This window comes from Aliiglaciecola sp. NS0011-25 (genome assembly GCF_040370605.1).
Taxonomy (GTDB): domain Bacteria; phylum Pseudomonadota; class Gammaproteobacteria; order Enterobacterales; family Alteromonadaceae; genus Aliiglaciecola; species Aliiglaciecola lipolytica_A.
Map to the genome: position 1 here is coordinate 1 of NZ_BAABWR010000053.1, position 1,021 is coordinate 1,021.

Genomic DNA, 1,021 nt, shown 5'->3' on the forward strand with positions numbered 1-1,021 from the left:
TGTGTGATTCATAGAGATCGTTTCAATCTTGCGATCTCTAAATCTCGTCTGTAATTGGCATCCTGAACCCGTTCATTTTTAACTTCATAATTGTCTAGAACTTCGTCTGAGAACGGTGTTTCGTTTGATACATCGAAATACTTTTCCATTGGTGTTTTGCCTTTGTGAGCGCTATGCGGACGATTCCAGTTATAGTAGTGCTGCCATTCAGAAAGTTGATTGTCCAAGTCATCAGATTCAATATCTACAGTTGCATAAAATTCAGCTTTGTCGGTTTTCTGGGATCGCTCAACCTTTCCATTAAGATGAGGTGAAGCTGGTTTATTAGGACGGAATTTGATACCTAGTGACATCATTTTTTTCTGAACCTTTTCAGCAAAAAATTCTCTGCCACGATCAGTTTGAAAACGTTGAATAGGAAAAGGCATTTCTTCAACAACAGCGTCAATAAAATCTAATGTGTTTGCTGCCGTACGACGTCCGTAGAGCCTCAGAACCCTGTATCTAGTGCAGTCGTCAACCGAAGTGTATTGATAAAGCCCTGGAGCTATTTTGCAAGTGTCCATTTGTACTCTATCGCCAGGCAATGGTCGTTCGTATCGAATGTAATCCACTTTTCGCCTGAATTTTTGCACAGGTTTAACTTGATGCTTCTTGAGAACTTTGTGAATTGTCGCAAGACCTAATGATATGTTGTGAAGTCTAAATAACTCACTTTGAAGCCTTCTAGCTCCGAGATTTCTTGCTGAGCGTAATTCTAAAATTAGCTTCTCAACCTTGTCTGTAGTTTTAAGGTTTGGTGATGAATGAGGCCGCTTACTTCGGCTAACCAGACCATCCTTACCTAACTCTTTATAGCGCCGCCACCATTTACGGAGAGTTGGTCTGGTGATGCCACATTTACGGCAAACTAAACCTGCATCACCTGATGATTCAAGTAATTTTATCCAGACCAATCTTTGTTGAATTTCATCGTTCATAACACCCAATTATAGTGAAAGGATGTCTATGAATCACACAA

At 40.2% G+C, this 1,021-nt stretch carries 1 protein-coding gene; it reads right to left on the reverse strand.

Features of this window, described 5'->3' with window-relative positions; all coding sequences use genetic code 11:
* Nucleotides 1–8: 8 nt before the first annotated feature.
* Nucleotides 9–980, reverse strand: a complete 972-nt coding sequence (locus tag ABWV72_RS21120) for an IS481 family transposase (protein ID WP_353372944.1) — start codon at nucleotides 978–980, stop codon at nucleotides 9–11.
* Nucleotides 981–1,021 lie beyond the last annotated feature (41 nt).